Below are 15515 nucleotides of genomic sequence, written 5' to 3'. Positions count from 1 at the left end.
ACCTTGGGGCGCCGGAAGTGTGTATCGGTAACATATTGGCTGCAACACGACTTTTAGGGAAGAAGGCGGTGCAGGCCTGCACTATTATGGTGCTTCGCTAAGGTGGCGCTGGTCTTGCCCGCAAGCGTTACCTCGGGTGCGAGCTCCGCCAGGGGGACGAGCACGAAGGCTCGCTCGTGCATGGCTGGGTGAGGGAGCGTCAGGCGCGATGTTTGCCATTGGAGGTCGGCATAGAGCAAGAGATCGAGATCCAGCGTGCGTGGCCCCCAATGGCGCTGGCGGACCCGACGGTGGCGTTGCTCGAGTGCCTGCAGTTGGTCGAGCAAGGCCAGCGGCGAGAGTCGCGTGGATACGCAAGCAACGGCATTGATGAAGTCGGGTTGATCCTGGGGGCCTACCGGCGCCGAGGCATATAGGGAGGAATACCCCGCCAAGTGAGTCAGCGGCAGGGTATCGAGTTCTTTCAGGGCGCGCGAGACATGTTCGCGCGGCCCATCCAGATTGCTGCCCAGGCCGATATAGGCCGTTACGCGGTCACTCCTGGCGTCCATCATTGCCGTGCTCGGAGGACGGATTGCGCCGCCGACGACGGCGACGCTTGGGGCGGTCGGACGTGCCAGCCGGGGAGCCGCTGGTCTTGGCGATCAGGCGTGCCTGCTCGTGGTCGTCGCCTTCCTGGAAGGCCGTCCACCAAGCACCGAGCCCGGGATCGATCTCACCGGCGCTTTCCCGCAGCAGGAGGAAGTCATAGGCGGCGCGGAAGCGAGTATGCTCCAGGGTCTGGAAGGCACGTTTGCCGCGACGCTTGGGCAAGCGTTGCTGAAGGTCCCAGATTTCCCGCATCGGCATGCTGAAGCGTTTGGGGATCGTGGTGTGCTGCAGTTGCCGCGAAATGCTTTGCTGCGAGGCGGTCTGCTGCGCGGGGATCGGCGGCATGCCGTCGCCCTCGAGGCGCTCGGCGCGTAGCCGCATGCCGGGCCATAGTATGGCACCGTACAGAAACGCCGGAGTGACGGGGCGTTCTTCCTGGATGCGCCGGTCGGTGTTGATCAGGGCCTGCTCGATCAGTGGCCTTGCCCACGCGCGTTCTGTGATGGCCTCTTCGGCCTCGGGGAATAGCATGGCGAACAAGCCATACTCGCGGAGCAGCTCGAAGGTACGCAGTGCTTGTCCGGAAAGGAAGAGCTTGAGCACTTCCTCGAACAGGCGTGCGGGCGGGATCTGCAACAGCAAGGGTGCCAATTCGAGAATCGGGGCCTCAGTGCGCGGCTCGATATCGAAGTCCAGCTTGGCGGCGAAGCGCATGGCACGCAGCATGCGCACCGGGTCCTCGCGATAGCGCACCTCGGGGTCGCCGATCAAGCGCAGAGTGCGGGCTTCGAGATCATTCACACCGTCGGCCCAGTCGTGAATCGAGAAGTCGGCGATGTTGTAGTAAAGCGCATTGACCGTGAAGTCGCGACGTAGCGCGTCTTCCTCGATGGTGCCCCAGACGTTGTCACGCAGCAGCAAGCCGTCGTCGGATTGCTGGGAATGCGTGGTGTCCTGGTCGTCGCCGGGCCGCCCACGGAAGGTCGTGACTTCGATTACCTCGCGGCCGAAGCGCACGTGAACGATACGAAAGCGGCGTCCGATGATGCGTGAGTTGCGAAACAGCGTGCGTATTTCTTCCGGTGTGGCATCGGTGGCGATATCGAAGTCTTTGGGGACCTTTCCGAGCAGTGAGTCACGTACGCAGCCACCGACCAAGTAGGCTTCATGGCCGGCATTATGCAGGCGATACAATACCTTGAGGGCATTCTCGCTGAACAGGCGCCGCGATACGTCGTGTTGGTCACGTGGGATGACGCGCAGCGTGGGCGTGGAGTGGCCGGAGGCCTCTTGGGCGCCAAACAGGGTCTTCAAACGTTCACCGGGGCGTTGGAGAAAGCGGGTAAATCCTTTGAACATGCGTCGTTAACGACTTGCGGAGAGCGAAGTGGCCAGTGTAAGCCGACACTCCTTGGCTTGCAAAGGATGTGGCGTGATGGGCAGCGAGAACAGTCCATCTTGGGAGTAGAGGAATATATGACATATTAGAAAGGGGAGACCCGATGGCCTCCCCTAAGTGTGCTGTGCAACGTCCTTGCTGCTGTTTCTTCTTCGTGATGGCGCATCGCCTTGAATACGCACCACAGTCACCAATGAAATCCGGCAGGCAAGCAGTATTCTTGTTGTTGTGACTCTTCCCGCATGGTGACCACCTCGTATTCAAAACAATAATCCAACCACGACGACATCGTTTCTCCCGACATGTTGTTGTTGTCGTCGGGATGCTTCGGGCGAGAGCATTGTTCTTGTTGGGCCTCGCATGAAGCGTCGCGTCCTGGTTCGGTTCCGGATCTCGACCGTCTTGTTGTTGTTGGCGGTCGACTCGCGTTGCGTCTCGTTTGTTGTTGTTGGCGATTCGCTTGCGATGTTCCAGCTCGACGTTGTTGTATTTGTGGTTGCCGATGTCGGGCTGAGCACCTGCGGCGTACGTTATTGTGGTTGTTCGTGCGCCGCCGGGCGTCCGGCTGTTGTTTTTCTTGATCTATATGTTGCAGTGGTCGTGCCACCATTTGTTTTTTTCTTTTTTATCAATGTTTTATGGTTTTTAATGAAAGTTCCCTACGTTCTGAGGGAGCTTGGTGTTACCGAAATTGCCGCATAACGGGGCATCTCTTGTGTGGGATGGTAACAACTGGTGCATCAGCCCCGTCACCAAGGCGCATAGGATCTCTGAAAAGGCCGGGAGATGCGCTTAGACCATAGTCGCGGCAGGAATCGAAAAGGTGCTCGACGGCGAGATCAAGGGGTGTCACGCCAGGCGGCGAGCATTTTTCTTGCGCGGAATGCCCAGACGCTGACGACGCTCCCACAGGCATTTGCGGCTGATGCCCAGCTTCTGGGCCAGCTCGGTTTCACTCATCTGCGCCTGATGCTCGAGGACGAAATGCTGGAAGTAGTCTTCCAGAGACAGGTCGTCGTCGAGAACCTCGCCCTCTTCGGGGGCGTCGGACGGTTCGGGAGATCCAGAGGCCGACTCTTGTCTGCGTTCCAGGGGGAGGCCGAGATCGCCGGGGTGGATAAGGTGGCCCTCGGCGAGAATGACGCCGCGTTCCAGGGCGTTTTCCAGCTCACGCACATTGCCTGGCCAAGCGTAACCGAGGATGTCGCGATGTGCGGCGCGCGATAAGCGCAATCCTGGTCGCGCATGGCGGGTGCAAGCCCGCTCGAGCAGGGCCTGGGCAATGGTGAGAATATCGTCGTCGCGCTCGCGAAGCGGTGGCAGCTCGATCTGCATGACATTGAGGCGATAGTAGAGGTCGAGCCTGAATTCGCCGCTGCGCGACAGCGAGTGCAGGTCACGATGCGTCGCCGCGATCAGGCGTACGTCGACGTAGCGCGTCTCCACCGAGCCGATGCGTCGGATCTCGCCTTCCTGAAGCACGCGTAGCAGGCGGGCCTGAGCATCCATGGGCAGCTCGCCGATCTCGTCGAGGAAGAGCGTGCCGCCATCGGCGGCTTCGACCAGGCCGGTGCGTGCACTGTTGGCTCCCGTGAAGGCGCCCTTTTCGTGGCCGAAGAGTTCGGATTCGATCAGGGTCTCGGGGATCGCAGCGCAGTTGACGCAGATCAGCGGCGCCTTGGCGCGACGGCTCTGGCGATGCAGCGCGCGCGCGACCAGTTCCTTGCCGGTACCCGATTCACCCTGCACGAGTACAGTGACATCGGCGTGCGCCGTCTTGCGGATGCGTTCGTAGACACGCTGCATGGCGACGCACTCGCCGATCATGCCGCGAGGAACGCCACTAGGAGAGGCGGTGTCCTTGGTTGCCGGGCGTGCTAGCACGTGTGACACGGTCGCCAGGACGTCATCGTCATCGACGGGCTTGGCGATACAATCGACGGCGCCTTCCTTGAGCGCGACCACAGCCTTGCGCAGGCTGGCGTGGTCGGTCATTACCAATACCGGTGTCGGGGCGCTCAGCGCGAGCATCTGCGTGCCGTCTTCTCCTGCCAGGCGCAGATCGCAGATCACCAGGTCGAAGGTCTGTGGGGCCAGCGCCTGGGCGGCGTCGAGCGACGCGGCGGTCGCGACGCGGTACGCCTGACGCTCGAGCAGGTCCTTCAGGGCCTGACGCGGCGTGTCTTCGTTTTCGACGATCAGGATTCGGCTCATGGGCCTCATGGTCGCGTGAATGCATGGGGAATAGCCGAACGTCGGCGCTGGCGGCGCTCGGTAGGCTTGTATCCTGACGCCTGCCGGCCAGGCGAATCAAGCCAAGGGGTGTGCGACCATGGCATGACAAGGATGCTGGCCAGGGCGCTGGATGTCTACGCGGGCATGGGTTTTCAGTGTTCGGTCGTTGCCAGGTGGCGTAGGCGCTCGGGAGACCAGGCGCCGATCGCCGCGTCGAGCTGATCGGTCACGCAGGCATGCGCCATTTCGCGTGGTGGCTGCTGACCGAGTCGCTGCAAGGCGTGGTGCAGGGTGTGGCGGATGCTGGCCGCGTCGGTCGGCAATGCCGGAGCAAGATTCTGCTTGGAGAGCTTCTGGCCGTTGTCACCGAGTATCAAGGGAAGGTGTAGATAGCGCGGCACCGGGAATTCCAGGGCGTCTTGCAATTGACGTTGCCAGGGAGTGTTATCGAGGAGGTCGGCGCCGCGCACCACATCGGATACGCCTTGATCGGCATCATCGATGACCACTGCAAGCTGATACGCCCAGAGGTCGTCCTTGCGCTTGAGGATGACGTCGCCCAGTTCGGCGGGATCGAAGCGCTGATGCCCCAGGCGCCGGTCCTCCCATTCAACGGGACGCCGGCCAAGGTCGCTTCGCAGCCGCCAGGCCTGGGGGCGTTCGGGATGTAGCGGCCCGTGCCGGCACCAGCCGGGATAGATGGCATGTTCGCGCCACTCCTTGCGCGAACAGCTGCACGGATAGGCAAGTCCTTGCTCGGCGAGGCGCTCGAGCGCTGCCTGGTAGTCCGCGTGACGCTCGCTCTGGTAGCGCACGCTGCCATCCCAGGTAAGGCCGAAGGCGTCCAACTGGCGGAGAATGGCATCGGCAGTGCCTTTAGGGCAGCGTGGCGGGTCGATATCCTCGATGCGCACGAGCCAGTGCCCCTTGGCGTGGCGTGCGTCGAGAAAGCTCGCCAGGGCCGCGATCAGCGACCCTAGGTGTAGAGGTCCCGAGGGGGTCGGTGCGAAGCGACCGATATATGACATGAGCTACGTGGCCTGCGCCATGACAAACGGGCACCCGAAGGTACCCGTCGATAGAGTATTAATAAACGGCATCAGCCGCCGAGTTGCTTTTCCTTGAGCTCCGACAGCGTCTTGCAGTCGACGCAGAGCGTGGCGGTGGGGCGAGCCTCGAGGCGGCGAATGCCGATCTCGACGCCGCAGGCTTCACAGAAGCCGTAGTCATCCTCATCGATATTTTCGATGGTCTCGTTGATCTTCTTGAGAAGCTTGCGCTCACGGTCGCGGGTACGCAATTCCAGATTGAAGCCTTCTTCCTGAGTGGCACGGTCGGCCGGGTCGGCGAAGTTGTTGGCTTCTTCCTGCAGGTGGCGCACCGTGCGATCCACCTCTTCCATGAGCTCCTGTTTCCAGATGAGCAGGATTTGGCGGAAGTGCGCGAGCTGCTGCTCGTTCATGTATTCTTCACCCGGCGCCGGGTCATACGGGGTGAATTTCTTCGGCGCTTCCGATTTGATTTCCGCTACTGGCATGGGACTGCCTCATTACGCAAGTGACTTGGGCCGATGCCTGGCCAGGGTAGGACTTGGGCGCCCGCCCGAAGCCTTGCTTATTTAGCGGAAAAATGCAGGCTTTGCAACCATTCTCGGCGACAAAATAGCGCTTTCCGATCTCGGTCAAGGTGCTGGAGCGCGCGCGTTCGCGGTCATGCGGCCGCTCTGGCGAAAATGTGATTTTTTGTCCTGCGGTGTGACGTATTCGCGATCCAAGAGGGAAAGATGGAATACACGCAACTGACGCCCGGTATTCTGGTGCGTCGCTACAAGCGTTTTCTGGCCGATGTGCGATTGGCATCGGGTGAGGAGGTGGTCGCGCATTGTCCCAATACCGGCTCCATGCGCGCGGTCAACGTCCCCGGGTGTCGCGTCTGGCTCTCGCCGAGTCGTAATCCCGCGCGCAAGCTGGCGTGGACCTGGGAATGGATCGAGCTGCCCACGCCCGGCGCAGCACCGGCGCTGGCCTCGGTGCACACCGGGCGCGCCAATGCGTGGGTCGAGGAGGCGCTGCGGGCGGGGCGTATCGCCGAGCTGGCGGGGTATACGACGCTCAAGCGGGAGGCCAAGGTCGAAGGCGCACGGCTCGATTTTCGCCTCACCGAGGCGCGGCAAACGACCCATGTCGAAGTCAAGCAGGTGACGCTGCGTGAAGACGACGGCCATGGCTATTTCCCCGACTCGGTCAGCGAGCGCGGTCGCCGGCACCTGGAGAGCCTGGCGGCGCGGGTTGCGCTGGGCGAACGCGCGGTGCTCCTTTTTTGTGTGGCACATACCGGGATCGACGCAGTGGCGCCGGCCGCGCATCTCGATCCGGCCTATGCCGAGACGCTACGTCGCGTCGCCGCCCAGGGGGTCGAGGTGCTGGCATATGGCGTCAGCGTCACCCGGGATGCGGGCGGCGCGCCCTGCGAGGCGATGCTGACCCGGCGGTTGCCGGTGGATCTCGAACGGCTGCCGCCGAGTGCTTGAGTCAGCGTGAGGCGCGCGTGACACGGAAGATCGCCGTTTCCCCGCACAGGTTGGGCCACAGTCGCGAGCTCCAATGCGGCTCATGATCGCCGTTGCCGACGCGTTGATCGACGATGGTCAGGCCTTTGTCGCGGCATAGCTGGCCGAAGTCGCGGAACGTCGATAGATGAATGTTGGGCGTGTCGTACCAGGCGTGGGGCAGCGACTTGGACACCGGCATGCGACCCTGAATGCCAAGATAAAGACGGTGGCGCCAGTAGGCGAAGTTAGGGAAGGCGATGATGCATTCCCGGCCCACGCGCAGCATTTCGTCGAGGGTGCGGTCCGGGCGCTGCAAGGCCTGAAGTGCCTGGGTCATGATCACCAAGTCATAGGCATCGTCGTCGACGTTGCTCAGGCCGTCGTCGATGTCCTGCTCGATGACGCTGACCCCGCGCTCTATGCAGGCAGTGATGCCATCGGGATCGATCTCCAGGCCGTAGCCGACGACCTGCTTGTCACGCGCCAGGGCGGCAAGCAACTCGCCGTCGCCGCAGCCCAGGTCGAGTACGCGCGCGCCTTGCGGCACCCAGTCGTGGATCAATTTGAGATCGGCACGCATCAGGTCGTCTCCTCGAGCTGCAGGTCGCGGGCGACGCGACGCATGAAACCACCGAACACCGCTTTGTAACGTGGATGCGGCAGCAGGAATGCATCGTGGCCGTGGGGCGAGTCGATGCTGGCGTAGCTGACGGTCTTGTCGGCGCGCATCAGGGCGTCGACCAGCTCGCGCGAACGCGGCGGCGCGAAACGCCAGTCGGTGGTAAAACTGACCACCAGGAATGGGCATTGCGCCGGCGCCAGCGCCGCAGCCAGATCGCCGCCGTGCAGAGCGGCCGGGTCGAAGTAATCCAGCGCCTTGGTCATCAGCAGGTAGGTGTTGGCATCGAAGCTGGTGGAAAACGTATCGCCCTGGTGGCGCAGGTACGATTCGACCTGGAATTCCACGTCATAGCCGAAGTTGAGCTGATCGGTACGCAGATCGCGGCCGAACTTGGCGCCCATCGAATGCTCGGACAGATAGGTAATATGGCCGATCATGCGGGCCAGCTTGAGCCCGCGCTTGGGCACTGTGCCGTGCTCCTCATACCAGCCGTCATGGAAATCGGGATCCGAGCGGATCGCCTGGCGGGCGACCTCGTTGAAGGCGATATTCTGCGCCGAGAGGCGCGGCGTGGCGGCGATGACCACGGCATTGGCGATGCGCTCGGGATACGCCATCGTCCATTGCAACACCTGCATGCCGCCGAGGCTGCCGCCGACCACGGCGGCGAAGCGCTCGATGCCCAGTCGATCGGCCAGACGTGCCTGGCTATGCACCCAGTCGGCCACCGTCAGGACTGGAAATGCCGGACCCCAGGCGCGCTGAGTCTCGGGGTTGGTCGAGGCGGGGCCGGTACTGCCGTGGCAGCCACCGAGGTTGTTGAGCGAAATGACGAAGAAGCGCTCGGTATCGATCGCCTTGCCGGGGCCGATATAGGCGTCCCACCAGCCGGGCTTGCGATCTTCCATGCTATGGAAGCCTGCCGCGTGATGATGGCCGGAAAGCGCATGGCAGATCAGCACCGCGTTGTTGCGTTCGGCGTTGAGCGTGCCATACGTCTCGTAGACCAGCGTGTAATCGGACAGCGTCTTGCCGCCGGCCAGTGCCAGCGGGGTATCGAAGTGCGCCGTTTGCGGCGTGACCAGTCCGACTGAGTCGGGAGGTAGCGTATCGGGCATCGTATGTGTCGGTTTCCGTGTCCAGCGTGGGGCGCGCGCCAGCGCCAGGATCGTGAATGTTCAGAAGCCTACCAGCATGCCGGGCAATCCTGCCGCACGGGCCAGGGCGCCGACGACAAGACTGTCGATCAGGCTGATGGCGATGAACACCACGATGGGTGACAGGTCGATCATGCCCAGCGGGGGGATGACCTTACGCACCGGTGCCATGATCGGCTCGACCAGTTGGTGGACGAGAATGGCGCCGGGATGGCTGGCCTGCGGCGCGACCCAACTGAGAATGATCATGATGATCAGGGCGAAGAAATAGATGTCGAGAATCGCGCTCAACACCCCGGCCAGTGCCGCCACCAGCACACCCTGAATCGGCGGCATACCGATGCCGGCGAGCTTGAGCAGCACGAAGATGGTGATGCCCTTGAGCAGCAGGCCCGCGACCAGCGAGGCGGGATCGAAACGCCCACGCGGACGGAAGATTCGCTGCAAGGGCGCGACCACCGGACGCGTGGCCTTGATCACCGCCTGGCTGACGGGGTTGTAATAATCGGCGCGCGAGAACTGCAGCAGAAAGCGCAGCATCAGGACGAACAGATACACATTGATTAGCGTGTTGACCAGCATCAAGCCGGCGCTTCCCATTTGGCTGCCCATGGGGCTCCTCCGTATCGAATGGGTGAAGGGGAATTCAGTCGCGGCTCAGTTCGTCGGCCAGTTCACGGGCGCGTGTCGCGCAGGCTTGCGTGGCGTTTTCGAATAGCCGACGCAGGCCGTCGTCCTCGAAGCTATTGATGGCGCGTTCGGTGGTGCCGTTGGGCGAGGTCACGCGGCGGCGCAATTCAGCGGGCTCGAATTCGCTTTCGCGGGCCATGCTGGCCGCGCCGTAGGCGGTTTGCAGGGCCAGGCGACGAGCACTGTCGGCGGGCAGGCCGAGCTTCTTGCCGGCGTCCTCGAGGGCTTCCATGATCAGGAAGAAATACGCCGGACCGCTGCCCGACACGGCCGTGACCGCCTCGAGAAGTGTCTCGTCGGCGACCCACTCGACGAGTCCCACGGCTTCCAGCAACGAGGTAGCCAGCTGCTTCTGTTCCTCGCTGACGCGGGCGTTGGCGTAAAGCCCTGCGGCACCCTGACCGACCAGGCTAGGCGTGTTGGGCATGCAGCGGATCACGGCCATGTCACCGCCCAGCCAAGTATCCAACGTCTCGGCACTCAGGCCGGCGGCCACGGAGACGATCAGTGGACGCCGACGCTGCACGCTATCGTGCAATTCCTGACATACCTCGCGCATGACCTGCGGTTTGACGGCCAGGACCACGACATCCGCGTGTTCGACGGCGGCGTTGTTGTCGGATGTGGTGTTGACACCATAGCGTGAGGCGAGCGCGTCGAGTGTCTGGGCGCCGCGCGCGGTGGCAGTGATGGCCTCGGCGGGATAGCCGCCTTCGATCATGCCGCCGAAAATGGCGCTGGCCATGTTCCCGGCGCCGATGAATGTGACTTGGCTTGTCATGATGTCTCCTGAAGTGTCGCGGCGAAACAATGGGGTTAGGGGCAAGGCGATCAGGGGTGCGGCGCGCGCTGCCCGAAAATGGCCGTACCCAGACGGACCAGAGTGGCGCCTTCGAGGATGGCGGCCTCGAGATCGCCGCTCATGCCCATCGATAAGGTATCCAGGGGCGCCTGGGGGTGTCGCTGGCGGAGCGTTTCGAGCAAGGTGCGCAGCTCGGCGAAGGGGCGCCGCTGGGCGGTGGGGTCGTCGCTTGGCGCGGGTAGTGCCATCAAGCCGCGTAGCCGCAGGTGTGGCAGCGCGATCACGGCGTCGGCCAGCGCCGGCAGCGCCTCGGGCGAGACGCCGGATTTGCTGGTTTCGCCGCTGACGTTGACCTGTAGGCAGATATCCAACGGCCCCAGCGCCGCCGGGCGCTGCGCGTCGAGGCGTGTGGCGATGCGCTCGCGGTCGATGGTATGCACCCACTGGAAGTGCTCGGCCACCGCGCGGGTCTTGTTGGATTGCAAAGGACCGATGAAATGCCAGACGATACCCTCGAGATCGTCCAGCGAGGCCTGTTTGTCGAGCGCTTCCTGAAGATAGTTCTCGCCGAAGGCGCGCTGCCCCGCTGCGAAGGCCTGGCGCACACTCGCCGCAGGGTGCGTCTTGCTCACGGCCAGCAGACAAGCGTCTTCGCTGTCACGCCCCGCGCTCGCCAGGGCGCGGGTCAAACGCTGGCGAGCGCGTTCGAGGGATTCGGCGATGGTGACATCTGGCATACTGGGAAACCCTGTCTGCGAGCGAGAGAAATGCATGGATATTATCGAATTGCTGGCGTTCTCGGCAAAGCAGAAGGCGTCCGATCTGCATCTGTCCGCCGGTTTGCCGCCGATGATTCGCGTCGACGGCGACATTCGCCGGCTCAACGTGGAGCCGCTCGAGGACCGTGATGTTCGCAAGTTGATCTATGCGATCATGAACGATCAGCAGCGCCGCGACTACGAAGAGGCGCTCGAGCATGATTTCTCGTTCGAAGTGCCGGGCGTGGCGCGCTTTCGTGTCAACGTCTTCCATCAGGGGCGCGGCGCGGGCGCCGTCTTTCGTACCATTCCCAGCGAGGTGCTTACCCTCGACGACCTGGACCTGGGCGAAGCGTTTCGTCGCCTGGCCTCACTGCCGCGCGGGCTGGTGCTGGTGACGGGGCCGACCGGGTCGGGCAAGAGTACGACCTTGGCGGCGATGATCGACTACGTCAACGAAAACTACTATCAGCATGTGCTGACCATCGAGGACCCGGTGGAGTTCGTGCATCGCAGCAAGCGCAGTCTCGTCAATCAGCGCGAGTTGCATCGCGATACGCGTAGCTTCGCCACGGCGTTGCGCTCGGCGTTGCGTGAGGACCCCGACGTGATCCTGGTCGGCGAGCTGCGCGACCTGGAAACCATCCGCCTGGCGTTGACTGCCGCCGAAACCGGGCATCTGGTGTTCGGTACCTTGCACACCACCTCGGCGGCCAAGACCGTGGATCGCATCATCGATGTATTCCCGGGCGATGAGAAAAGCATGGTGCGTTCGATGTTGTCCGAGTCGCTGCAGGGGGTCATCTCGCAGGTGCTGCTCAAGCGTGAAGGCGGCGGGCGTGTGGCGGCCCACGAGATCCTGGTGGCCAGTGCGGCAGTGCGTAACCTGATCCGCGAGAACAAGCTGGCGCAGATGTATTCCTCTATCCAGACCGGCGGCAGCCTGGGCATGCAGACCCTGGATGCGGCGCTTTCGCGTCTGGTGTCGCAGGGGGTCGTCTCGCGTGCCGAGGCACAGGCCAAGGCGAAGGATGGGCGCGTGCTGGGCGTGTGAGCCGGGCACCAATCGACGGTCGCGAAGGAGAACGCGAGATGACGCCATACGAATGGCTGACGCAACTGCTGGACATCATGCTCGACAAGCAGGCCTCCGACCTGCTGGTCTCCACCGGTGCGCCGCCGAGTCTCAAGATCGACGGCGAGCTGGTCACGCTGGGCGAGCAGGCGATGTCGGTGGCGCAGGTGCGCGAGCTGGTCTCGGCGGCGCTGCCGCAGGGCGTCGGTGAGCGTTTCGAGGCCGAACGCGAGGCCAATTTCGCGCTCAGCCTGCAAGGCAAGGGACGCTTTCGCGTGAGTGCCTTCTACCAGCGTAGCCAGATGGCGATGGTCGTGCGCCGCATCGCCTTCGACATTCCCGATCTGGCGAGCCTGGCGTTGCCGGAGGCCCTGAGCGAGCTGGTCAATCGCAAGCGCGGTCTGGTGTTCATCGTCGGTGGCACGGGCAGCGGCAAATCGACCACGCTGGCGTCGATGATTCAGCACCGTAATCAGACGAGTGGCGGGCATGTGATAAGCATTGAAGACCCCATCGAATACATTCATCCGCATGGCCGGGCGATCATCAATCAGCGCGAGGTGGGCATCGATACCGAGTCCTTCGAGGTGGCGCTCAAGAATGCGCTGCGTCAGGCGCCCGATGTGATCATGATCGGCGAGGTTCGCTCGCGCGAAATCATGGAGCATGCGCTGACGTTTGCCGAGACCGGTCATCTATGTCTGGCGACGCTGCATGCCAACAACGCCAACCAGGCGCTGGAGCGGATCCAGCATTTCTTCCCCAGCGAGCGCCACGAACAAGTGTGGATGGACCTGTCGCTCAATCTGCAGGCCATCGTCGCCCAGCGTTTGCTGCCGCGCGAGGATGGCGAGGGGCGCTGCGCGGCGGTCGAGGTGATGCTGCGTTCGCCGCTGGTCAGCGATCTGATCCGCAAGGGGGCGATTCACGACCTCAAGGAGGTCATGCAGCGTTCTCACGACCAGGGCATGCAGACCTTCGACCAGGCGCTATACACGCTCTATCGGCAAGGGCGTATCAGCGAAAAGATGGCCCTGGTGCATGCCGACTCGGCCAACGACCTACGGTTGCGCATCGATTACGGCGATGCCGATAGCCCGCAACTGGCGCGGGCCAGCGATGCCGCCGAGCGTTTCACCCTGAAGGGCGACGATGAATGAGCCTTCATGGCGCATACAGGCCGCCCAGCACGCGGGGGCCACGGGCGCCGGTGACCTCGGGCAGGTTGCCGGGGCGTTGAACGAGGCGCTGATGAGCAAGCCAGGCGAAGGCGCCGGCTTCCAGCCAGTCCGCTGACCAGCCGAAACGTTCGCAGGGTGTCAGCGGAATATCCGGGACGTGCCGACGTAGACGCGCCAACAGGTCCGTGTTGTGGGCGCCGCCCCCGCAGGGGATGAGCGCATCGCAATACGTGTCCGAATGTTCGCTGCCTTGGGCGATGGCCATGGCGATACTGGTAGCGGTCAGCTCGGCGAGTGTCGCCTGAACGTCTTGGGGCGCTTCGTTACCCGTGAGATGAGTCGCCAGCCAGTCGAGGTGAAAATGCTCGCGCCCGGTACTCTTGGGCGGGGGGCGCCGGAAGTAAGGATCTTCGAGGAGGCGCGAGAGTAAGGTCGCGTCGACGTGACCGCCGGCGGCCCAGGCGCCATCGGCGTCGTAGGCGTGGCCCAGGTGGCGCTGGCACCAGGCATCCATCAGCATGTTGGCGGGGCCGGTGTCGAAGCCGAGCACGGGCGCGGAGTCGCCGCTCGGCGGAAGACGCGTGAGGTTGGCGATGCCACCGAGATTGAGGATCAAGCGCATATGCTCGGGGGCGGTGAACAGTGCGGCATGAAAGGCCGGCGCGAGCGGTGCGGCTTGCCCGCCGGCGGCCATATCGCGGCGCCGAAAATCGCTGACCACCGTGCAGCCGGTCAGCTCAGCGAGCAGGCTGGGGTTGTCGAGCTGGTAGGTATGCGGGGGTACGCCTTCGGGGGCATGTTCGATGGTCTGCCCGTGGCTGCCGACGGCGGCGATGTCGCTAGGCGAGGTGCCGGTCTCCGCGAGCAGGCGGTTGACCGCCTCGGCCTGACGTTCGCAGAACGCGGCCTCTAGCCGGGCCAGTTCCGCGAAGGTGGTCTCACGGGCAAGACACAGGGCCAGCAAATCCTCGCGCAGCGCGGCGGGAAAGGGCACGCCGGTGGCGCCCAGCCACTCTGGGCGGCCTTCGCCGCAACGCACCAGGGCGGCGTCGATGCCGTCCAGGCTGGTGCCGGACATCAAACCGATATAAAGGGGCATGTGCATCTCCATGTGCCAGGGCGCTCAACCGCCGTCGATGAGTCATGCTAACATCCCCTGTTATTGCCCAAGTCACCCTATTTGCGGAGAAAGGATACGATGACCGACGTCGCCGATGCGCTGGCGCTGCTCAAGCGTGGCACCCATGAAATCCTGCTGGAAGACGAGTTGGTAAAGAAGCTCGAGTCCGGGCGTAAGCTGCGCATCAAGGCGGGGTTCGATCCTACCGCACCGGACCTTCACCTGGGGCATAGCGTACTGCTCACCAAGATGCGTCAGTTTCAGGAGTTGGGCCACCAGGTCGTGTTCCTGATCGGTGACTTCACGGGGCGTATCGGTGATCCTACGGGGAAGAACGTCACCCGCAAGCCGCTGACCGAGGAAGAGGTCAAGGCCAATGCGGAGACCTATAAAGAGCAGGTATTCAAGATCCTTGACCCGGCGCTGACCGAAGTACGCTTCAACGCTGAGTGGATGAGCCAGCTTTCCGCTGCCGACATGATCGAGCTGGCGGCGCAGTCCACTGTGGCACGCATGCTGGAGCGCGACGATTTCGAGAAGCGTTATACGGCCAACCAGTCGATCTCGATTCACGAGTTCCTGTATCCCCTGGTACAGGGCTACGACTCGGTGGCGCTCGAGGCCGATATCGAGCTGGGTGGCACCGATCAGAAGTTCAACTTGCTAATGGGGCGCGAGATCCAGAAGCATTTCGGTCAAGCGCCGCAGGTGGTCATGACCATGCCGCTGCTGGAAGGGCTGGATGGCGTACAGAAGATGTCCAAGTCGCTGGGCAACTATGTGGGGGTCGACGATACGCCGGGCGTGATGTTCAACAAACTGGTGTCGATGCCCGATAGCCTGATGTGGCGTTACTTCGAGCTGCTGTCGCTCAAGTCCAACGAGGACATCGAAACCATTCGTCAGTCGATCGAGTCCGGGGCCAATCCGCGTGATATCAAGATGGAGCTGGCACGCGAATTGATCGGGCGTTATCACGGTGATGAAGCTGCTGCCAATGCACACAAGTCGGCGGGCAACCAACTGGCGGAAGGCGAGCTGCCGGAGGACCTCCCGGAGGTTGACGTGGCTTTCGAAGGCGAACAGGCGCCTATCGCCGCGGTGCTCAATCGCTCGGGATTGGTCAACAACAGTGCCCAGGCCAAGGACATGCTGGGCAATGGTCGCGTCAAGGTCGATGGTGATGTCGTGGCACGCGATCATATGCTCGCCACCGGCCGGAGCTATGTCATCCAGGCGGGTAAAAAACGCTACGCGCGGGTGACGTTAGAGTAGGGCGCAGCGCCATGTTTCATTCGTGTAAAAAACTCCTTGCGTTCAATCCGTGTGGGCCT

General features: G+C 63.0%; 16 protein-coding genes. 5 read left to right on the top strand and 11 right to left on the bottom strand.

Annotated features, from left to right (window positions below; genetic code table 11):
• Positions 1 to 53: 53 nt before the first annotated feature.
• Positions 54 to 551 (bottom strand): 2-amino-4-hydroxy-6-hydroxymethyldihydropteridine diphosphokinase, encoded by a 498-nt coding sequence (gene folK, locus L1073_RS05410; protein WP_246897836.1) that lies wholly within the window; start codon positions 549 to 551, stop codon positions 54 to 56.
• Positions 535 to 1950: a polynucleotide adenylyltransferase PcnB gene (pcnB, locus tag L1073_RS05405; protein WP_246897400.1), complete on the bottom strand. Its 1416-nt coding sequence runs from the start codon at positions 1948 to 1950 to the stop codon at positions 535 to 537. Before pcnB ends, folK begins: the two co-directional genes overlap by 17 nt.
• Positions 1951 to 2350: 400 nt before the next feature.
• On the opposite strand from pcnB, the gene L1073_RS05400 reads away from it, so the two are divergent.
• Entirely contained in the window at positions 2351 to 2692 is a 342-nt protein-coding gene (locus L1073_RS05400) for a hypothetical protein (RefSeq protein ID WP_246897398.1), read from the top strand.
• Between the two features lie 147 nt (positions 2693 to 2839).
• Here L1073_RS05400 and L1073_RS05395 read toward each other — a convergent pair whose 3' ends face one another.
• From L1073_RS05395 to dksA, 3 genes are all read right to left on the bottom strand, one after another.
• The gene (locus L1073_RS05395) at positions 2840 to 4204 is read right to left on the bottom strand and encodes a sigma-54-dependent transcriptional regulator (RefSeq protein ID WP_246897396.1); all 1365 of its coding nucleotides are present in this window, start codon (positions 4202 to 4204) and stop codon (positions 2840 to 2842) included.
• A 173-nt stretch (positions 4205 to 4377) separates the two neighbouring features.
• Positions 4378 to 5253, bottom strand: coding sequence for a tRNA glutamyl-Q(34) synthetase GluQRS (gene gluQRS, locus L1073_RS05390; protein WP_246897394.1), 876 nt, complete (start codon positions 5251 to 5253; stop codon positions 4378 to 4380).
• A 71-nt stretch (positions 5254 to 5324) separates the two neighbouring features.
• The gene (gene dksA / locus L1073_RS05385; RefSeq protein ID WP_246897392.1) at positions 5325 to 5762 is read right to left on the bottom strand and encodes an RNA polymerase-binding protein DksA; all 438 of its coding nucleotides are present in this window, start codon (positions 5760 to 5762) and stop codon (positions 5325 to 5327) included.
• A 246-nt stretch (positions 5763 to 6008) separates the two neighbouring features.
• On the opposite strand from dksA, the gene sfsA reads away from it, so the two are divergent.
• A complete protein-coding gene (sfsA, locus tag L1073_RS05380; RefSeq protein ID WP_246897390.1) occupies positions 6009 to 6755 on the top strand; it encodes a DNA/RNA nuclease SfsA in 747 nt (248 codons plus the stop codon).
• Between the two features lies 1 nt (position 6756).
• Here the strand turns inward: sfsA and metW are convergent, their stop codons facing one another.
• The 5 genes from metW to L1073_RS05355 are packed head-to-tail and all read right to left on the bottom strand — an operon-like array spanning position 6757 to position 10784.
• Complete coding sequence (gene metW, locus L1073_RS05375) at positions 6757 to 7356, bottom strand: methionine biosynthesis protein MetW (RefSeq protein WP_246897388.1); 600 nt, start codon at positions 7354 to 7356, stop codon at positions 6757 to 6759.
• Complete coding sequence (gene metX / locus L1073_RS05370; RefSeq protein WP_246897387.1) at positions 7356 to 8516, bottom strand: homoserine O-succinyltransferase MetX; 1161 nt, start codon at positions 8514 to 8516, stop codon at positions 7356 to 7358. Before metX ends, metW begins: the two co-directional genes overlap by 1 nt.
• Positions 8517 to 8576: 60 nt before the next feature.
• Positions 8577 to 9167: a YggT family protein gene (locus tag L1073_RS05365; RefSeq protein WP_246897384.1), complete on the bottom strand. Its 591-nt coding sequence runs from the start codon at positions 9165 to 9167 to the stop codon at positions 8577 to 8579.
• A 34-nt stretch (positions 9168 to 9201) separates the two neighbouring features.
• Complete coding sequence (proC, locus tag L1073_RS05360) at positions 9202 to 10026, bottom strand: pyrroline-5-carboxylate reductase (RefSeq protein WP_246897382.1); 825 nt, start codon at positions 10024 to 10026, stop codon at positions 9202 to 9204.
• Between the two features lie 50 nt (positions 10027 to 10076).
• Positions 10077 to 10784 carry a YggS family pyridoxal phosphate-dependent enzyme gene (locus L1073_RS05355; protein WP_246897381.1) on the bottom strand — a complete coding sequence of 236 codons (708 nt, stop codon included), beginning with the start codon at positions 10782 to 10784 and terminating at the stop codon, positions 10077 to 10079.
• A gap of 34 nt (positions 10785 to 10818) precedes the next feature.
• Between L1073_RS05355 and L1073_RS05350 the strand changes: the two genes are divergently transcribed.
• The gene (locus L1073_RS05350; protein ID WP_246897378.1) at positions 10819 to 11859 is read left to right on the top strand and encodes a type IV pilus twitching motility protein PilT; all 1041 of its coding nucleotides are present in this window, start codon (positions 10819 to 10821) and stop codon (positions 11857 to 11859) included.
• Positions 11860 to 11897: 38 nt separating this feature from the next.
• Positions 11898 to 13040: a PilT/PilU family type 4a pilus ATPase gene (locus tag L1073_RS05345; RefSeq protein WP_246897376.1), complete on the top strand. Its 1143-nt coding sequence runs from the start codon at positions 11898 to 11900 to the stop codon at positions 13038 to 13040.
• Between the two features lie 4 nt (positions 13041 to 13044).
• Here the strand turns inward: L1073_RS05345 and L1073_RS05340 are convergent, their stop codons facing one another.
• Positions 13045 to 14160, bottom strand: a complete 1116-nt coding sequence (locus L1073_RS05340) for an anhydro-N-acetylmuramic acid kinase (protein ID WP_246897374.1) — start codon at positions 14158 to 14160, stop codon at positions 13045 to 13047.
• Positions 14161 to 14259: 99 nt separating this feature from the next.
• Between L1073_RS05340 and tyrS the strand changes: the two genes are divergently transcribed.
• Positions 14260 to 15456 (top strand): tyrosine--tRNA ligase, encoded by a 1197-nt coding sequence (gene tyrS, locus L1073_RS05335; RefSeq protein WP_246897373.1) that lies wholly within the window; start codon positions 14260 to 14262, stop codon positions 15454 to 15456.
• Positions 15457 to 15515: the final 59 nt, after the last annotated feature.

Source organism: Chromohalobacter nigrandesensis (genome assembly GCF_023061285.1).
GTDB classification, from domain to species: Bacteria; Pseudomonadota; Gammaproteobacteria; order Pseudomonadales; family Halomonadaceae; genus Chromohalobacter; species Chromohalobacter nigrandesensis.
This window is presented reverse-complemented; position numbering and strand designations above follow the sequence as displayed.